12 protein-coding genes, 1 other RNA gene and 1 pseudogene are annotated in these 16134 nt (G+C 31.3%); 4 read left to right on the forward strand and 10 right to left on the reverse strand.

Going from position 1 to position 16134, the window contains the following annotated elements; genetic code table 11:
• Positions 1 to 3: 3 nt before the first annotated feature.
• Together DK441_RS00705 and DK441_RS00710 are read right to left on the reverse strand one after the other, a co-directional pair.
• Positions 4 to 465, reverse strand: coding sequence for a hypothetical protein (locus DK441_RS00705; protein ID WP_160111884.1), 462 nt, complete (start codon positions 463 to 465; stop codon positions 4 to 6).
• 455 nt (positions 466 to 920) lie between these two features.
• Entirely contained in the window at positions 921 to 2546 is a 1626-nt protein-coding gene (locus DK441_RS00710) for an ABC-F family ATP-binding cassette domain-containing protein (protein WP_074410046.1), read from the reverse strand.
• A gap of 245 nt (positions 2547 to 2791) precedes the next feature.
• On the opposite strand from DK441_RS00710, the gene DK441_RS00715 reads away from it, so the two are divergent.
• Positions 2792 to 4237, forward strand: coding sequence for a hypothetical protein (locus DK441_RS00715; protein ID WP_109097039.1), 1446 nt, complete (start codon positions 2792 to 2794; stop codon positions 4235 to 4237).
• Between the two features lie 54 nt (positions 4238 to 4291).
• Here DK441_RS00715 and fsa read toward each other — a convergent pair whose 3' ends face one another.
• The 3 genes from fsa to ffs form a co-directional block, all read right to left on the reverse strand.
• Positions 4292 to 4945, reverse strand: coding sequence for a fructose-6-phosphate aldolase (fsa, locus tag DK441_RS00720; protein ID WP_034247234.1), 654 nt, complete (start codon positions 4943 to 4945; stop codon positions 4292 to 4294).
• A gap of 162 nt (positions 4946 to 5107) precedes the next feature.
• Positions 5108 to 5929, reverse strand: a complete 822-nt coding sequence (locus DK441_RS00725) for an SDR family oxidoreductase (protein ID WP_109097040.1) — start codon at positions 5927 to 5929, stop codon at positions 5108 to 5110.
• A 123-nt stretch (positions 5930 to 6052) separates the two neighbouring features.
• An RNA gene (gene ffs / locus DK441_RS00730) (signal recognition particle sRNA small type) lies at positions 6053 to 6151 on the reverse strand.
• An 87-nt stretch (positions 6152 to 6238) separates the two neighbouring features.
• Between ffs and DK441_RS00735 the strand changes: the two genes are divergently transcribed.
• From DK441_RS00735 to DK441_RS00745, 3 genes are all read left to right on the forward strand, one after another.
• On the forward strand, positions 6239 to 7294 hold the full coding sequence (locus DK441_RS00735) for a glutaminyl-peptide cyclotransferase (protein WP_109097041.1): 1056 nt from the start codon (positions 6239 to 6241) through the stop codon (positions 7292 to 7294).
• 171 nt (positions 7295 to 7465) lie between these two features.
• On the forward strand, positions 7466 to 9226 hold the full coding sequence (locus DK441_RS00740) for a DEAD/DEAH box helicase (RefSeq protein ID WP_109097042.1): 1761 nt from the start codon (positions 7466 to 7468) through the stop codon (positions 9224 to 9226).
• 136 nt (positions 9227 to 9362) lie between these two features.
• A complete protein-coding gene (locus DK441_RS00745; protein ID WP_025667943.1) occupies positions 9363 to 10127 on the forward strand; it encodes a carboxypeptidase-like regulatory domain-containing protein in 765 nt (254 codons plus the stop codon).
• 32 nt (positions 10128 to 10159) lie between these two features.
• On the opposite strand, the gene DK441_RS00750 is transcribed toward DK441_RS00745, so the two are convergent.
• The 5 genes and pseudogenes from DK441_RS00750 to DK441_RS26975 form a co-directional block, all read right to left on the reverse strand.
• Entirely contained in the window at positions 10160 to 10525 is a 366-nt protein-coding gene (locus DK441_RS00750) for a VOC family protein (protein ID WP_025667942.1), read from the reverse strand.
• A 103-nt stretch (positions 10526 to 10628) separates the two neighbouring features.
• Positions 10629 to 11285, reverse strand: coding sequence for an RNA methyltransferase (locus DK441_RS00755; RefSeq protein ID WP_074410051.1), 657 nt, complete (start codon positions 11283 to 11285; stop codon positions 10629 to 10631).
• Positions 11286 to 12981: 1696 nt separating this feature from the next.
• Positions 12982 to 13797: a mechanosensitive ion channel family protein gene (locus DK441_RS00770; protein WP_109097045.1), complete on the reverse strand. Its 816-nt coding sequence runs from the start codon at positions 13795 to 13797 to the stop codon at positions 12982 to 12984.
• 125 nt (positions 13798 to 13922) lie between these two features.
• Entirely contained in the window at positions 13923 to 15893 is a 1971-nt protein-coding gene (locus DK441_RS00775; RefSeq protein ID WP_109097046.1) for an OmpA family protein, read from the reverse strand.
• An 86-nt stretch (positions 15894 to 15979) separates the two neighbouring features.
• Positions 15980 to 16134 (reverse strand): annotated as a pseudogene (locus DK441_RS26975) (type IX secretion system membrane protein PorP/SprF); the annotation flags it as partial.

Raw genomic sequence — 16134 nt, forward strand, 5'->3', positions numbered from 1 at the left:
GAGTTAGTTGTTTAAATTAATAATTGTTATTTGTGTTTGAGTCTTTGACGGGAGTAGATCATCGGGATTTTCGGAAGTCGGTTTTTGTTCCATCCCGATGTAAGGAACAAGTTTTATAGAGGTATCATCATTCCAATCAACATTAGATCCTCTAAAATAGCCTTGTTTTATAATATTTTTTGTTACAACGTTATATACAGTATATTCAAAATGAGTAGCTGGATCTCCTGGCATTATTATCTTTTTAATATGAAGTTCCATCAACTTATTTCTGTTTGGTTTTGAAATAATCATATCATTTTTCATAGGTGTAACGGGCTGATGTGATGGTTTATCTTGCGTAGTTTTATTTTCTACAGTTTTACACTGAGCAAAAGAAAATATGGTTAAACCAAAAAAAAAGATGCTTATAATTTTTCTCAATAACATCGATACTATTTTATAAATCGCTTGTGAAAGTTTCATTAACTATACGTTAAACCGGTAATTACTTTCGACTTTTGGGGAAGGAATATGGTGAAAGCTTATACTTTTATATAAATAATAAAAGACAACCGCATAACATACCTCTAAAATAGTTTTTATTTTTTTAAAAATCAACAACTTACTTATTGATTTAACAAAATAAATGTAGCTTAGTTTTATGCATACAGAAAGTTTCTGGACGATGGTTTTTTATTTAAATCCAGATATGTTACTAAACGATCACAACTAAAGTTTTAAGGTTTTATTAATTTACACATTAACTTAAGCTATAGGTAGAGCTAATCTCGTGTTTTTGAAATTATCTTTTAGATTTTTCAAAACAGAGTTATACTCCCAAATTTCCTTATTAGGGAATATTATATATGGAAAGATTTATAAAATTATAAGATACAACTCTAAAATTAATTTATTACTTGCTGATTTTGGCAATAAAATTAAACATTTACACCATACATTTTTTCTCGTAGTTCTTTAATTTTTGGGTCACTCATATACTCATCAAATGTAGCATAACGATCGATAACTCCGTTTGGTGTTAGTTCTATTACCCTGTTACCTACAGTTTGAGCAAACTCGTGATCATGAGTAGTAAATAAGACTGTACCTTTAAATTTTTTCAATGAATTATTAAATGCAGTAATTGATTCTAAATCAAGGTGATTTGTAGGTTCATCCAGCATCAATACATTTGCTCTTGTCATCATCATTTTAGATAACATACAACGAACTTTTTCACCTCCAGATAATACATTTGATTTTTTTAATGCTTCCTCACCACTAAAAATCATTTTTCCTAAGAACCCTCTAATAAATACTTCTTCTCTTTCTTCTTCTGTAGTTGCCCATTGGCGTAACCAATCGACTAGTGTAAGATCATTCTGAAAATATTCACTATTATCTGCAGGTAAATACGATTGTGTAGTAGTAATCCCCCAGTTAAATTTACCAGAGTCTACTTTTTGTTTATCATTTAGTGCCTGATAAAATGCGGTTGTAGCTCTTGAGTCTTTAGAGAAAATAACAACTTTATCTCCTTTGGTTAAATTAATATCAATATCTTTAAATAATGTATCCCCGTCCTGGCTTGCGGCTAACCCTTCTACATTAAGGATTTGATCACCTGCTTCTCTATCTCTTTCAAATATTATAGCAGGATAACGACGACTTGATGGCTTAATATCTTCGATATTAAGTTTTTCTATCATTTTTTTACGGGAAGTAGCTTGTTTAGATTTTGCTACGTTTGCACTAAACCTCGCAATAAATTCTTGTAATTCCTTTTTCTTCTCTTCCGCTTTTTTATTCTGTTGGGCTCTTTGTCTTGCAGCTAATTGAGAAGATTCGTACCAAAACGTATAATTACCGCTGTAATGATTAATCTTACTAAAATCAATATCCGAAATATGTGTACATACGGCATCCAAAAAGTGACGGTCGTGAGATACTACAATAACTGTATTATCAAAGTTTGCCAAAAAGCTTTCTAACCATGAAATAGTTTCATAATCTAAGTCGTTTGTTGGCTCATCCATTATTAAAACATCTGGATTACCAAACAAACATTGTGCTATCAATACTCGTACTCGTTGTTTAGTATCAAGATCAGACATTTGTGTATAATGCAATTCTTCTTTGATACCTAAGTTAGAAAGCATTGCTGCTGCATCGCTATCAGCATTCCAGCCATTCATTTCTTCAAACTGTACCTGCAACTCCCCTATCTTCTCTGCATTTTCATCTGTATAATCTGCATAGAGAGCATCTATTTCTTTCTTTATTTTATAGAGAGGTTTATTCCCCATAATTACTGCTTCTAATACCGTATACTCATCATATGCGTAATGGTTCTGTTCTAGAACAGACATTCGTTTACCTGGCTCTAGATGTACGTGCCCCGATGTAGGCTCCATCACGCCAGAAAGAATTTTAAGAAACGTAGATTTCCCAGCGCCATTGGCACCAATAATACCATAGCAATTACCTTGTGTAAAAGAAGTATTTACTTCATCAAAAAGTATTCTTTTACCAAATTGAACAGAAAGATTAGAAACTGATAGCATGAGTATGAAAAATTGTAAGGTTTAAATTTGCGGCAAAAGTAGAAAAATGGATTCAGAACCTGAAACAATCTATCATTAATTTAGAGGTTTATCTTGTAGTTTATTTATCATCAAAAACCCAAGAATTAAAAAATTTTAATAGCTCAATTCGTTAATATGCATAGAATTAACTTATAATTAACAACCGTAATAGGTGTTTCCCTTTATTTTTGGACACAGAGTAAGTTAATTTTATAGCGCCAAAAATGCAATTTTCAGTACTAAGATATTTTATTCACGTTTCTTTTTTATCATGCTTTGTATGTAGTTGTGGTTCTTCTGAAAAAGACAATAAAGAGTATACTTATTTTGGTGGTGAAATCGTAAATCCTAATACAAACTATGTTATTTTATCCAAAGGTTACGATTATAGAGATACAATACAATTAGATAAAAATAATAGATTCCTACACAAAATAGAGAATTTAGAAGATGGATTGTATTCTTTTAAACATAATCCAGAATATCAGGTGGTACTTCTTGAGAAAGGAGATAGTGTATTAATTCGCTTAAATACTTTAGAGTTTGACGAATCTCTAGTTTTTACTGGTAAGGGTTCTGGAAAAAATAATTTTTTAATCGATTTGTTTTTACAAAACGAAATTGAGAGGGAACATTTAAAAAGAACAGGCTTCATGCAGTCTGCTTCGTATTTCAAAAAAAAGCAGGATTCTTTACTAAACATAAAATCGGATACTTTTGAAAAGTTAATCAACAAAAATGAGTTGAGTAATTTGGCAAAAAAACTTACTCAAGCTAGTTTCATATTTGAATACTACATGAGACATGAGTTCTATTTTACCAGTCGTTATAAAATGGGAGGTCCTGATGCAACTAAAGAATTATCTGCCTCTTTTTTTAATTATAGAAACCAGATTGATTTTAATGATGATGAATTAAAAAGACTATATTCTTATAATTGGTTTTTAAATTGCTACTTCACTAATGCTTCTATTTCTAATAATGATAATCGATTACAACACAACAATAACTTAGAGAGCTTTATTTACAAACTGGATTTAATTAACAATGTTGTAGAGCATTCATATATTAAAAACAACTTATTAAGGAGGTCTACAATTCGTTTTTTACTCGATGATAGTAAAAATAATAAAGAATCAAACATAGCTTTAAAACATTACCTTTCTGTAAGTACTAATAATCGATCACAAAAAGAATTAAAAAAACTTGCCAGACATATTTCAAAATTAAGACCCAATAAAGTTATTCCTGATCAGGACTTAATTACTTCAAAAGGGGAAACCGTGAAATTGTCGTCACTTTTTAACAAACCGATTACTGCCTTGTATTTCTGGTCGATAGAAAGTAAAGATCATTATGTAAAGGCCCATGAAAAAGCAACCTATCTTAGCTCTTTATACCCTGGTATTGATTTTATCGCTGTAAACATCGATCCTGATCAAACAAAAAACTGGCTAAAAACTATAAAAAGACATCATTATAATTTGGATAATGAATACGAGTTTAAACATCCAAAATGTTCTTCAGAAGAATTGGTAATTCACTATCGAAATAAAGTTATTCTTGTAGACCAAGATGGTAAGATAATAAATCCGAGTACAGATTTGTTCGCATCTGTTTTTGAGAAACAGCTTATGCAATACACACAATTAGCAAGTTTAGAAAATTAAAAAGCCACTCGATAGAGTAGCTTTTCTAAAACTTTATATGTTAGGAAAATTACACTAGTTTCCTTTTTTATAATCTGCAAGAAACTTAGCAAGACCAATATCTGTTAATGGATGTTTCAGTAATCCTTCTATAGAAGAAAGAGGCCCTGTCATTACATCTGCGCCGATCTTAGCACAATCAATTACATGCATTGTATGTCTTACTGAAGCTGCCAAAATTTGTGTGTCAAATCCATAATTATCATAAATCAATCTTATCTCTGCAATAAGATTAAGTCCATCTGTAGAAATATCATCTAATCTACCAATAAACGGAGAGACATAGGTAGCTCCAGCTTTAGCAGCAAGTAAGGCCTGCCCAGCAGAAAATACCAAAGTACAATTGGTTTTAATTCCTTTATCACTAAAGTATTTGATTGCTTTTACACCATCTTTGATCATTGGTACTTTTACAATAATTTGATCATGAAGTTTAGCCAGCTCTTCTCCTTCTTTAATAATACCATCAAAATCTGTAGAAATTACTTCTGCACTTACATCTCCGGTTACGATTTCACATATCTTTTTATAGTGATTAATAATATTTTCTTTACCCGTGATACCTTCTTTAGCCATTAAAGACGGATTTGTAGTTACTCCATCAAGAACTCCTAAATCTTGTGCTTCCTTAATCTGATCAAGATTTGCAGTATCAATAAAAAATTTCATAGTATTGTTTTTAAAATTGTTGTGTTTAAATTTTGCGCTTTTTATAGATCGCGAATATAAAAATAATCGTTGTAGGCCAATAAAATCTTTTTGTTAATTAAAAAAAATATCTTTCATCTGTCGAATTCATAACGCTTCTATATTTAATTACAGAACTATAAATTATAATTTATAATGATTCATCAGCATTTTCTCATACATTCTATCTGGTAATATTCGTTTTAGCACAATAGAAAACTTTTGCATAAACGCTCCTACTTTATAATGTACTTTTGGTTTTTTAGTTTTTATAATCTTAAAAACTGCTTCGGCCATTTCTAAAGGATCATTACCCGAATCTACATGGCTATCCATTAGTTTTAATGTATCTCCATATGGTTTTTCATATGGAGAATTTTTAATAACGGGAGCATGATAGCGTCCTGCAGCAATATTGGTTGCAAAATCCCCGGGAGCTATATTAGTCATTCTAATATTGAAATCTTTCAATTCCATTCGCCAGGCTTCTGTAGTCATCTCTAATGCAGCTTTAGAAGCACTATAAATCCCTCTATACGGTAATCCCATATATCCCGCGATAGAAGTGATATTAATAATTAATCCACTTCCCTGTTTTCGCATTACTGGCAAAACCGCTTTGGTAACATTGATTGGGCCAAAATAATTTGTAGTGAAATTTCTTACTATTTCTTCATTAGGAATTTCTTCTATTGGCCCGGTAATACCAGCTCCGGCATTATTAATTAATACATCTAATCTTCCATGCTTTTGTTCTATAGTTGTAATAGCAGAATTGATACTGTTCGTATCTGCTACATCTAACTCTAAAAGTGTAAAAAACTCAAAATCAGGAAATCGAGATGGATTACGGCTTGTACCGTATACAATATATCCTTTTTGTGCCAAAAATATTCCTATTGATTTTCCTATCCCAGAAGACCCTCCTGTAATTAAAACTACAGTATCTTTTTGATTTGTGCTCATAATCGCAAATATACAATTCTGATTAACGATCTACTAATCTCAAAAATATAAAATGGCAGGAAACAAATGATGGTAATTTAGGTATTAATAGTATTTAAATTACATCAAAAATTAAGGTACAAAAAAAGGCAAGCTACCTACATCACACTGCTACAACCGTCTACCTTTGCTGCGTTCCCGCCCTGGAGGATTCAACAGGAGCTAGTTGTGTAGGACTTGCCGCTGCAAAGATACAATCTTTAGGATATAAAACAATGATTTTTTAAACCCAATTAAAATAAATATCTTGCTTAAAATTTAATTATCACAATGAAGATCCATAACTCCTTCGTCATCATTATTTTAAGCATACTTAGTTTTTCTTGTGGAAGTAATCAGGATAAGCGAAAAAAATATTTTTCTATCAAAATTGAGGATAATAAAACTAAATTTAAGCTGGGTGAGACGATAAAAGCAAACATTATTAATGCTCAAAATATAAAAATTGATTCTGTCACTTTTCTTTTAGATAATAAAAAAGTAGCTTCTAAAAAAGATTTCAGTTATGAAGAAAAGATTGATGATGAAAAACTAGGAAATCACATCTTAACGGCTCAAGTCTTTTATGATGGAAATATAGATACCATAACCAAAAAGATTGCTTTTCTTAATAATATATCTCCAAAATTATATTCCTACAAAATTATTGCAGAATACCCTCATGATAAAGAAGCCTTTACCCAGGGGTTAGAATTTTTTGGGGATACGCTATATGAAAGTACTGGTAAAAAAGGAATATCCTCTTTAAGGAAACTTAACTATAAAACCGGAGAAATTCTTGTAAAAAAGGATATACCAAAGGAATATTTTGCAGAAGGAATTACCATTATGAATGGTAAAATATTTCAACTAACCTGGACATCTAAAGAAGGATTTATCTATGACCTAAATACTTTAGAAAAAACCGGAAGTTTTGCATATAACCAAAGTAAAGAAGGTTGGGGATTATGTAATAATGGAAATCATATCTATAAAAGCGATGGCACAGAAAAAATCTGGATACTCGATCCTAATACCCTTGCAGAAAAGGATTATATAGAAGTTACTACAAACAAAGGTGTCAAATCCAGATTTAATGAATTAGAATGGGTTGACGGAAAAATTTATGCCAATACCTGGCAAAAGGATGGGATTGCCATAATTAATCCTGACAGTGGTGCTTTAGAAGCGGTTATTAATCTTAGTGGTCTTCGTAAAAAAGTAGCGCAACATGAAAAACTAGATGTTTTAAATGGTATCGCGTATAATGCAAATACCAAACGGTTATTTGTCACTGGTAAAAACTGGAATAAACTTTTTGAAATTGAAGTTATAAAAAAACCATAGTGTTTCCTTAAAAAAACAATGATATGCAAGTTAGACGTTGATCTTTTTATTTTATTTTTCTGATACTAAAAAGATTCATTCTTCGATAAATTTCTGCAACACTATAATAAGTTACTCGTTATTGTAATAGACAGATAATAAACCGTACCTTTGCGGCTTATTTTTAGCTATATGAATAAATTTGAAGCGTTAGGTCTTGGTGAAGCCATTATTAAGGCGGTGAATGATATGGGTTTCGAAACCCCAAGTGAAGTACAGGAAAAGGCAATCCCTATTTTATTAAAGGAAGATACAGATATTGTTGCTTTAGCACAAACTGGTACAGGAAAAACAGCAGCTTTCGGTTTTCCATTAATCGAAAAAATTGATAGCAGTAGCAGGATTACACAAGGATTAATACTCTCTCCTACTCGCGAACTTTGTTTACAAATTACTAACGAACTTAAAAACTACTCTAAATATATTCCTGGATTGCACACTGTAGCAATTTATGGTGGAGCAAGTATAACAGATCAGGCAAAACAAATAAAACGTGGTGCCCAAATTGTAGTGGCAACTCCTGGAAGAATGCAGGATATGATCAACCGTAAAATGGTAGACATTACCAATATTAGTTATTGTGTATTAGATGAAGCTGATGAGATGCTAAATATGGGGTTTTATGAAGACATCAATACCATTTTGTCTCATACTCCGGAAGATAAAAATACCTGGCTATTCTCTGCAACAATGCCAAAAGAAGTTTCTACCATCGCAAAACGATTTATGCAAACTCCTATAGAAATTACTGTAGGGCATAAAAACACTGGTTCTAAAAACGTTTCTCATGAATATTATGTAGTAAATTCTCGTGATCGATATGCTGCTTTGAAACGACTGGCAGATGCTAATCCTGATATCTTTTCTGTAATTTTTTGCCGTACCAAACGAGATACTCAAAAAGTAGCAGAAAACCTGATTGGTGATGGATATAATGCAGCAGCATTACACGGTGATTTAAGTCAAAATCAACGTGATTTGGTAATGAAAAGCTTTAGAAATCGCCAAATACAAATGTTAGTTGCTACAGATGTAGCTGCACGTGGTATTGATGTTGATGATGTTACCCATGTAATTAATTATCAACTTCCTGATGAGATAGAAACGTATACACATAGAAGTGGAAGAACGGGACGTGCTGGAAAAAGTGGTGTTTCTATGGTTATCGTGTCCAAAAGCGAAGTTAGAAAAATTAAATCTGTAGAACGAATCATTAAGAAAAGCTTTGAGAAAAAAGAAATTCCTAGTGGTGAAGAAATATGTCAGGTTCAATTATTTCATTTGGCCAGTGACATCGGAAAAGCTGAAATAAATCACGAAATCGATAGTTACTTACCATCTATTAATGAGGTATTAGAAGAATTTTCAAAAGAAGAATTAATCAAAAAATTCTTTTCGGTAGAATTTTCTCGCTTCCATAATTACTATAAAAAATCAAGGGATCTAAATGCTGTAAATGAAAGAGATAATGATTCTAGCAGAGGTAATAGTACACGTTACTTTATTAATGTAGGAGAAAAAGATGGATTTGACTGGATGACTTTAAAGGATTTCCTGAAAGAAGTATTAGAACTAGGAAGCGATTCTTTAAGCCGAGTAGATGTAAAAGAAAGTTTTTCTTTTTTCAATACCAATACTGAACATCAGGAACGAGTTCTTCAGGTTTTTGAAGATTTCAGAATGGAAGGGAGAAAAGTTAATGTAGAAATCTCTAAAGATTCTGGCCGTAGAGGAGGAAGACGTCGTCGTGATAATGATGGTGGTGGTTTTAAAGGAAAACGTAGAAGCGACGGATTTAAACCTAAAGGTAAAAAACGTTTTGATTCAAAAGAAGATAGAGGTAGCGGAGGTAATCGAAAAAGAGATCGTAGAAAACGTAGTGATCGTAGATAAATCAGAGGTTTTGTCCTTAATATATTCAAAAATTACGTTTTAGTAAATCACTGAATATAAGAACTTAACAAATAAATATGATTTTTGGCGCGATTTTTATGTTATATTAATTAAAATTGAACGTCATATTATATACATGAAGAGAGTATTATTTTACATAGCCCTATTAGCAGGTATAACTACTTATGCTCAGGAGAATGATTCAAGTACTGTATCAGGAAAAGTATTAAATGCTGCTAATGATCAGATACTAGAAAATGTTCATATCGTTAATCTTAGTCAAGTCATAGGAACAATTACTAATGAAAAGGGAGATTTTAATATTCCTGCAAAAGTAAATGACACTCTATATTTCTCTTATATTGGGTATAAACCATTACAGGTTAGAGTAACTAACGATTGGGTTAAGTTTGGAGAAGTTAAGATTAAGATGACCGAGCTGGGAATTGCACTAGAAGAGGTAGTCGTTGCCGATGTACAACTTACAGGTTACCTTGAGATTGATGCTAAAAGAATTCCTGTTTATAATAATTACAGATATAGTATTTCTGGACTAAACTCTGGTTATGAAGGTGGTAATAAACAACCTGGTGCCGTAAACAAGGTGTTAGGTGCTATCTTTAATCCTGCCGATTTTTTATATAATATATTTAGCAAACGCTCAAAAGAGTTAAGGAAATTACGTAAAATGAAAAAAGACGATGAGATTAGAAACCTTTTGGAGACCAAATTTGATCGTGCTACCTTAATGGCTCTTCTACAAGTAGGACGGCTAGATATAGATGAGATTTTACGTAATTGCAATTATTCTGTTGATTTTATAAAATTCGCAAATGATCTTCAAATCCTCGATGCCATAAGTGAATGTTATGAGGAATACAAAATACTAGACAGAAAGTAAGTAATCTACATATAAGAAGAGTTATAGTATAATCAACGTAATGAATGCAACGCAATTCGGTTTCCTTCTGAGTCTACAAAATACGCCATATACCCATGTTCTTCAGAGATTTGCTTTTTGTCTAAAACTACTTTCCCTCCTGCATCAGCTACCCTACTCATTTCATTAGCAACATTATCACAAGAAAAGTATACCAAAACTCCATCTTCACTAGGTTTATAATGTTCTCCAGCATAGATCAATGTTCCGGTAGCAATTCCTGCCTGATTTTGATTAGGAAACCATCCCATTTGTACACCTTCCATATCATGAAGGCTAATTTCTATATCAAAAACTTTTTCATAAAAAGCTTTAGCTCTCTTCATATCTATAACCGGAATTTCGAACCAAGTAACCATAATATTAGATGTTAGATGTTAGATGTTAGATGTTAGATGTTAGATGTTAGATGTTAGATGTTAGATGTTAGATGTTAGATGTTAGATGTTAGATGTTAGAAAGTTACTCATTCTCATGATATCGTGCAATAATTTGTTCATGGCTTTTAATCACTTTCTTTGCCCATTCCATTCGTTTTTCTAATTTTTCCTCTTCAGATAATTGCCAATTGCTATTTGTTTCTTTAAGTTTAGATGTAACATGTTGTAGTATTATTGCAGCCGAAACCGAAATATTAAGGCTTTCTGTAAATCCAACCATTGGGATATGTAACTTGGCATCTGCCGCTTCCAAAACCTGATCACTTAACCCTTGCTGTTCTCTTCCAAAAAAAAATGCAGCTGGTTTATCAATATCAAAATCCTGTAAAACTTTAGAATCATCATGCGGAGTAGTTGCAACGATTTGATATCCCTTTTTTTGTAGTGTAGCCAGACATTCTTTGGTAGTAGAATATCGATTAATATCTACCCATTTCTGAGCACCCATTGCAATTTCACGGTCTATACGTTTTGCATTTACCTCTTCAATTACATGTACATTTTGAACTCCAAATACATCACAACTGCGTATCACCGCACTTGTGTTATGCAATTGATACACATCTTCGACTGCTACCGTAAAATGATTTGTACGTTGTTCCAAAACTTTTTTATTTAAACCTTGTCGTCTTGGAGTAAGAAATGATTCTAAGTATTCGAGAAGTTTTATATCTATCATAATTGCTAAAATATAAAAACATCGATTATTTTTAATAAAAAAGAGCTGCCAGTTATGATATCAGACAGCCCTTTTACAATCTACTTAATTTAACTTAAACATATGCACCATAGTTTTCTGCATTGCAATATTTATGGCTTATTACAACAAAGCTCTTGTATGTGCATAATTCGGATTTAAAAAACACTTAAAATTTGATATCACCTATCAAATATTATTTTCACAACTAATTACTATTTAAACTTTTTTAGACAAAAAAAACCTCCCGAAATTACCCCTAAAAACGGAAGGTTTAAGTAAACACATTGTCAAAATGTTTCTTACAGACTAATTATTCGTATCATAATTAGTCTAATTTTTCTTTTTCATTATTTTTTAATTTATACTTTATTATATTGTTGTTATGTAATTTATAGTCATTAATTTCAGTATTAGCATAGCTATGACCGAAATAAAATTTGGCATCATTATACTGTATAGCGTCGTAAATAAATATCAAGAAAGATCTTAACAACTTGTAGCTGTGTACATTAAATTCTAACACAAGATTAACTACAGATAAAGCACTAGTTTTTCTGGTAGTATATCGTGTTAAGAAAGTGATAAAAAATGTACGGTAAGTCCGTAAAAAAGATAAAGAATTACTATATTTCACCCTTCGAAAAGAAGAGAAAAACAATATTTGTTTTTCCTTAAGGGAAAGAAGCATCCTGTCAATTGAAAATGGAAATTGACAATTTATAGACGCATGAAATAATAGTCCACTCATAATGATTGATTTATTTTAAATTAATCGCTATTCAGACCCTGCTTTTGTTGGCTCGCCAAAGTTTCACAATCGCGGGGTTGTTTTTGTCTTAACCTTAATTTTTAATGCTCCATATTTATAAAAGAAACTAACATTAAAAATCTACAGTTTTTACACATTTATTTATTACTCTTTATTTTAGTACTACACTCAAAATACCTTCAAAAACAGAAGTTTTTGATTTTATAGTATTATTATTTTATTATTAATGCAATTTGACAATAAAAATGTTCATTTCTTCATAAAAGTATATTACTACCACTTAGATGAAAAACTACATATCCTTTTACAAAACAATATCGAATATAAAACTCAGGGAGGGGTAAGAAAATAAGTTTTTTATCCTGTAATTATTACATTATGTTTTGCTTAAAAACAATACTTAAAGATAGTTACTATTTGTTAAAACAGAACACTGAAACACCACATAATTATTCCGGTTTTACCATAAAAAAATAAATGTCTAATCATATTTTAAAAATAATAAACAAAATTAACATTTCCGTCAATCCAAAAAATCATAAAAACCTAACTATCAAGTATTTAGCACACAAAATGAGCTATGCAAAATATTATAAATTCTTTAAAAAAGTAGGAATATTCTATAAAAAATATCAAAAAATAGCTTTTAAACCGATGTATTATGCTTTTTAACTGTTTTTGGATTGTTGAAAAAACGTCAATTATAGATAGGTAAACTGTAATTTTTTATCAAGATAAAAGTATAGATCTCATTTTTCAATACTAAAATAGATAATAGGTTTAGGTTATTATATTATCATCCTGAACTCTGATATTTTTAACCTACTAAATTTAAGCAGTTTACAAAAAAAATCACTTTCCATAGAAAATAGAAAGTGATTTTTAATTTCAATTTATTTTATACGATTAGCTTTCTTTATGAATTTCTACTGAGTGTGGATAAGGAATTTCAATACCTGCATCATCAAGAGCTTGTTTACAGTTTTCTAATGTAGTAAAATACACATCCCAATAATCTTCTGGAGTGCAGTAAGGACGAACAGCCAAATCGACAGAGCTTTCTCCTAATTGGCTAACATTTACAGAAGGTGCAGGATCTTTCATTATCTTAGGGTTTGATGTTAAAACTCCTAGTAATACATCTTTTGCATTTTTTATATTTTCATCATAACCTATACCTATTGTGATATCTACTCTCATCATTCCTTCTGCCGTATAGTTAATGATATTTCCATTTGCCATTGCTCCATTAGGGACGATAGCTAACTTATTTTGAGGAGTAGTCAATTTTGTTGTAAAAATTTCAATTTCCTTAACTACACCCAATACGCCTTGCGCCTCTATAACGTCTCCTATTTTGTATGGTCTAAAAATCATAATAAGCACTCCTCCTGCAAAATTAGATAAAGATCCTTGTAGTGCTAAACCAACTGCCAAACCAGCTGCAGCAATTACAGCAGCAAAAGTAGTGACATCGACACCTAATCTTGAAATTACGAGAATGATGAGGAATACTTTTAGGGACCAGGTCAATAAGTTTAATAAAAACTTTTGTAAAGATTCATCATACTTACTTTTAGACATCATCTGCCTAACACTGTTAATTAATTTCTTAATAACCCATGATCCTATAATATAAATAAGGATGGCTGTAATGAGTTTAGGGCCAAATTCTTTTGCAAGTTCAATACCGTAATTGAACCATTCTTGAGCTTTTTCCATTATAATTTGTGTTATTTTGTGTTGAAATATTGCAGTAATAAAAACTATAACTACAACAGATAAAATTTAGGATAGCAAAGATATATGAAATCAATATCAAAGCCAAAACGTTTTCTGTACGATCATTATTGTAGTATAATAAATTCGCTTCTGCGGTTAAGTTGATGTTCTTTATCACTACATGGTACTCCATCTGCACATTTATTAATAAGCGCAGTTTCACCATATCCTCTACCCGTTACGCGAGATTTATCTATCTTACCTTTTTCGACTATATACTTAATCGTGCTTTTTGCTCTGCGTTCACTTAAATACATATTATAATCATCATCTGCCCTACTGTCTGTATGAGATCGAACATCAATCTTTAAATTGGGGTATTCGTTAAGTGTTGCAATAATTTTTTGTAATTCTATTTCTGCATCTGGCCTTATAAAAGATTTATCTAAATCAAAATATATAATCTCCAGATCCAATAGCTTAGCCAAATCATCACCTGGTTTCACTTCTTTTTCGGCTAATCCACCTTTGCTAAGTTGTAGCGCTAAGTCATGCTTATGTTCTAATATATTATTTGCAGTAAGAAGTGCTTCTGTAGGGCCATACCCTATCTTATTTGCTCTAACAATATAGGAAGTATCACACTCGAGATCAAACCTATATCTCCCCTTCGAATCTGTAACTGTACGTTGTAATTCGTTATTGGTATCATCTAATAAAAATACTTCGGCATCTACCAAAACTTCTCTAGAACTTGCATCAGTAACTACTCCGGCAACATATTGATTACATTTAGTAATTAATTCTTCTGTTTGTTTAAAGCTATAGATATCATCGTTTCCTTTTCCTCCAGCTCGATTGCTTGAGAAATATCCAATTTTTGTGTTTTCATTCAATACGAAGGTAAAATCGTCTTCAGAGCTATTTACTGGTTTACCTACATTATAAGGTATAGAAAACTCTCCTAATTCCTCGGGAACAGTTACAAAAATATCTAATCCTCCTAAACCAATATGTCCATCACTAGCAAAATACAATCGTCCCGAATCACTAACGTATGGAAAAGTTTCTCTTCCTTCTGTATTAATTTTATCTCCCAGATTTTTGGGTTCACCAAAAGTACCATCTTCATGTATATCAATAACATATAAATCAGAAAGCCCTCTACTATCAGGCATATCACTTGCAAAATAAAGCTTGGTCCCATCTGAACTCAATGCAGGGTGGGCTATAGAATATTCATTGCTATTGAAAGGTAACTCTTCTATGTTTATCCATTTATCATTCTCGAGTGTTGCTCTATATATTTTTAATAAAATAGTCCCCTCTACATTAGAACCTAATTTTCTTTTGATATAATTATTTCTAGTAAAATATACTGTTTGTCCATCACTACTAAATGAAGTAGAGGATTCGTGAAACTTTGTATTTATTTTCCCTTTTAACTTTTTGGGTGTTTGCAAAATTCCATTAGATTCAATAATCGTTGAAGAAAACAGGTCTAGAAATGGCATTTCATCCCATTCATGAACAACCTTACTCATTCCACTTCCTCCTTTTCTCGAAGATGCAAATATCAACTCTCCCTGGTTATTAAAACTGGGTGCATAATCAGAATATTTAGAGTTTATACTTAATTTTAATAATCTAAACTTACCCGATTGCATTTCAATAAATTTTAAATAATCTCTGGTATTCATAAAGAATTCTGCCCTTTGATCATTACCAGTAATCGTATTAAATTGCTCCATTATCTTATCTGCTTCCTCGTATCGTTGAATACTTTTTAAGCTTTGAGAATATCTAAATAAATATTCAGGATCAATATCATCTGCATACTTAGTAGTTAACTTTTCATACCAAGGAATTGCATCCTCTAACCGGGCATTAAAATAATAAGAGTCTCCTAGTTTTTTAAACAAATCTGCCGATTCATAACCACTTTCTGCAACTTGAAGATATATTTTACGGGCATCAACAAAGGCATAACGATTAAAGCTTTCATCAGCTTTAGCCATTCGCTTTTCCTGGGAAAACGCAATCCCCGACAACAATATACTTAAGGAAATATTTATAAAGTATTTGGTAAAATTCATAGTTTTTCGTTTTTATTTAATTCTAAAAACTAGGTTTTAATATGGTTCTAATCATTTTTTTGAAGGCCTAACATCTTAAATAGTTATTAAAAGAAGCGAGGTGTTAGCATTCTATTGTATTTTTTGAAGAGTTCGAATCTGAGAAATACCTCATAACTCCCATCATTAAATTGACTCTGACCTAACTCTGTCGTTTCTCGATCATAAGCAAAACCAATCATTAATGCATCCGAGATCTGAA

This window comes from Aquimarina sp. AU58 (assembly GCF_900312745.1).
Classification (GTDB): domain Bacteria; phylum Bacteroidota; class Bacteroidia; order Flavobacteriales; family Flavobacteriaceae; genus Aquimarina; species Aquimarina spinulae.

Bases quoted from the DNA above. Each gene is read 5' to 3' on its own strand.
- DK441_RS00705 (WP_160111884.1), bottom strand. From the start codon at position 465: ATGAAACTTTCACAAGCGATTTATAAAATAGTATCGATGTTATTGAGA.
- DK441_RS00710 (WP_074410046.1), bottom strand. From the start codon at position 2,546: ATGCTATCAGTTTCTAATCTTTCTGTTCAATTTGGTAAAAGAATACTT.
- DK441_RS00715 (WP_109097039.1), top strand. From the start codon at position 2,792: ATGCAATTTTCAGTACTAAGATATTTTATTCACGTTTCTTTTTTATCA.
- fsa (WP_034247234.1), bottom strand. From the start codon at position 4,945: ATGAAATTTTTTATTGATACTGCAAATCTTGATCAGATTAAGGAAGCA.
- DK441_RS00725 (WP_109097040.1), bottom strand. From the start codon at position 5,929: ATGAGCACAAATCAAAAAGATACTGTAGTTTTAATTACAGGAGGGTCT.
- DK441_RS00735 (WP_109097041.1), top strand. From the start codon at position 6,239: ATGAAGATCCATAACTCCTTCGTCATCATTATTTTAAGCATACTTAGT.
- DK441_RS00740 (WP_109097042.1), top strand. From the start codon at position 7,466: ATGAATAAATTTGAAGCGTTAGGTCTTGGTGAAGCCATTATTAAGGCG.
- DK441_RS00745 (WP_025667943.1), top strand. From the start codon at position 9,363: ATGAAGAGAGTATTATTTTACATAGCCCTATTAGCAGGTATAACTACT.
- DK441_RS00750 (WP_025667942.1), bottom strand. From the start codon at position 10,525: ATGGTTACTTGGTTCGAAATTCCGGTTATAGATATGAAGAGAGCTAAA.
- DK441_RS00755 (WP_074410051.1), bottom strand. From the start codon at position 11,285: ATGATAGATATAAAACTTCTCGAATACTTAGAATCATTTCTTACTCCA.
- DK441_RS00770 (WP_109097045.1), bottom strand. From the start codon at position 13,797: ATGGAAAAAGCTCAAGAATGGTTCAATTACGGTATTGAACTTGCAAAA.
- DK441_RS00775 (WP_109097046.1), bottom strand. From the start codon at position 15,893: ATGAATTTTACCAAATACTTTATAAATATTTCCTTAAGTATATTGTTG.